This window comes from Streptomyces sp. OfavH-34-F, assembly GCF_022347745.1.
Taxonomy (GTDB): Bacteria; Actinomycetota; Actinomycetes; order Streptomycetales; family Streptomycetaceae; genus Streptomyces.
In genome coordinates this window covers 1-2,282 of record NZ_JAKRGC010000545.1, presented here as the reverse complement: position 1 = coordinate 2,282, position 2,282 = coordinate 1, and the positions used below count along the sequence as shown (strand labels likewise).

The following is a 2,282-nucleotide window of genomic DNA, read 5'->3' as shown; positions in this document are numbered from 1 at the left end:
CCTACGTGGTGCTGTTGCTGGACCACCGGGGGGAGCCGCTGGTGCTCCAGGTGAAGGAGGCCAGGCCCTCCGTCCTGGCCCCGCACCTGGCCGCCGTGGGATTCCCGGTGCCGGAGATCGTGCACGAGGGGCGGCGACGCGGCCGGCGCCCTCGACGCCTACGAGCGCCTGCTGGCCGACCTGGAACGCGTCCTGGGCCCCCACCACCGGGGCACCCGCTGGACGCGCGCCCAGCGGGACCGGTGGCGCGGCCCGCCGGGCTGATCAGCCGGTGCGGCGCCGGCCGAGGAGGCGGGCCTGTTCCTTCTTCAGCTCGGTGAAGCCCTTGCGCGCGTACCCGGCCACCTCCTGGCCGGGGAACGGCACCACCGAGAGATGCTGCTCGTAATCGCCCTGCGCCCAGCGGGCGGCCGTGATCTCGTACCCCGAGACGTGGGCGCACAGCTGGAGCAGGAGCGGTGGCATCACCGGCTCGTTCAGGAGGTCGGCGTGGGTGAGGACGAGGTCGCGCATGGCCCGGATGTTCGGCAGGAAGACGGTCGTCGCCCACAGCCGCCACTCGGCCAGCTCCTCGTCTGTGGGGGGCGTCTCGTGGGCGAAGGGCGACCTGCCGTCGGAGCGGGCGTTGCGCTCCATGAACGCGGCGAAGATGCGGCCGTTGGCCTCGGTGAGGGCGAACAGGGGGCCGTAGAGGTCGCTGAGCTGGCGATTCACCCGAGCGAGGCGTTCCTGGCGCTGCGAGAGGCGCAGCCCGTTCAGATAGGTGATGACATAACCGGCGAACGCGAGCCCGATGGTGACGGCCAGGGTGATCATAGGGGCCGATGGTAGGCCCCGGCGGGGGTCAGTGATCGGGTTTTCTGCGCAGGGCCGTCAGCAGGGTGAGGGCCGTGCCCGCGACCGCCCAGGCGGAGAGCACCAGCAGGGGGCCGGTCACGGCGTTGCCGCGGAAGTACGCGATCGAGCGGGCCGTCCACGTCGAGGCGCCCGGCGGCAGGGCGGGGCCGATCGCGCGCCAGAAGTCCGGGAGCATCGGGAGCGGGAAGGCGCCGCCCGCGCTCGGGTTGCCCGCGATGACCACGATCAGGACGGCCAGGCCGATGCCGACGATGCCGGTGAGGGCCTCCAGGGCGAGGGTGATCATGCCGACCGCGAAGACGGTCAGCGCGCCCAGGCCGGACATCCCCCAGAAGCTGCCGGGCAGGGCGTCCAGGATCGGGCCGATGATGACCGCGCCGCCGATGCCGCCCGCGATCGCGTACAGCGCCATGACCCCGGTCCGGATCAGCGCGCGCTGCCGGTTGGCGGGGCGGCTGCCCGCGCTGATGGCCAGGATCGAGGCGCAGAGGTAGCCGCCCACGCACCAGCCCACGGCCAGGTAGAACGAGGACAGCCCGTCGAAGTCCTGGGACGAGGCCGGGGCCACGTCCACGGTGCGCACGGTGCGCTCCTGGGACGCCTCGGCCTCCGCGACGATCTTCTTCAGGGAGTTGGCCAGGACGGTTCCCCCGCCGGAGGCGACCAGCAGGGTGTCCCGGGTGCTCCGGGGCGAGACGATCAGGGCGCCGTCCAGCTCCCGGTCGAGGACCTGGCGGCGCGCGGTGGCCTCGTCGGTGACGGCACGGGGGTCGAGCGGCCCGCCGGGCAGGCCGTCCAGCTCGGTGACGAGGCGGGCGGACACCTCCCGGGGCGCGACGACGCCGAAGGGGACGTCCGTCGGTTTCGGGCTGTGCAGGGCCCCGATGTAGGACGCGATGAACAGCAGCTGGAGCGCCAGCACCCCGATGACGAGCAGCGCGGCCCGTGGGGTGACGGCCTTCCTCACCTCGGCGGCGAAAGTCATGCCCCCACGCTCCGGGGTGCCCGCCGCCCGCGCAGTCGGGGCGCGGCCGAACGGCGGAAGGGGAGGCGCGGACCGGGGGAGGAGCGGCGGGCTCCGAGTATCGTACGGGTGTTCGAAACTTGGTTTATGGTGGAGAGCGAGGGGGTGGGTAGCGCGTACGAATCGGTCCAGGAGGTGCAGGTGCCAGGGTTCACGCATCTGCGTACCGCCTCCGGGTTCTCCCTGCGGTACGGGGCGTCGCACCCGGAGCGGCTGGTCGAACGCGCCGCCGAGCGGGGCATGGACGCCCTCGCCCTGACCGACCGGGACACCCTGGCCGGCGCGGTCCGGTTCGCCCGGGCCTGCGCCCGGGAAGGGGTGCGCCCGCTGTTCGGGGTGGACCTCGCGGTGGGCCCGGTGGCGGGGGACGCGGCCGCGCCCAGGCCCCGCAACCCGGCGC

The 2,282-nt window shown here is 73.8% G+C and carries 3 protein-coding genes and 1 pseudogene; 2 read left to right on the top strand and 2 right to left on the bottom strand.

All coding sequences use genetic code 11. The features are described 5' to 3' along the window. A pseudogene (locus MHW47_RS34670) lies at nucleotides 1-137 on the top strand (DUF2252 family protein); the annotation flags it as partial. Between the two features lie 127 nt (nucleotides 138-264). On the opposite strand, the gene MHW47_RS34665 reads toward MHW47_RS34670, so the two are convergent. Next, a complete protein-coding gene (locus MHW47_RS34665) occupies nucleotides 265-816 on the bottom strand; it encodes a hypothetical protein (protein ID WP_239227803.1) in 552 nt (183 codons plus the stop codon). Nucleotides 817-844: 28 nt separating this feature from the next. Beyond that, complete coding sequence (locus MHW47_RS34660; protein ID WP_239227802.1) at nucleotides 845-1,843, bottom strand: DUF3533 domain-containing protein; 999 nt, start codon at nucleotides 1,841-1,843, stop codon at nucleotides 845-847. A gap of 126 nt (nucleotides 1,844-1,969) precedes the next feature. Here MHW47_RS34660 and MHW47_RS34655 point away from each other — a divergent pair. Continuing rightward, nucleotides 1,970-2,282: PHP domain-containing protein (locus MHW47_RS34655; RefSeq protein ID WP_239227801.1), on the top strand; the 313-nt coding region annotated here is incomplete at its 3' end.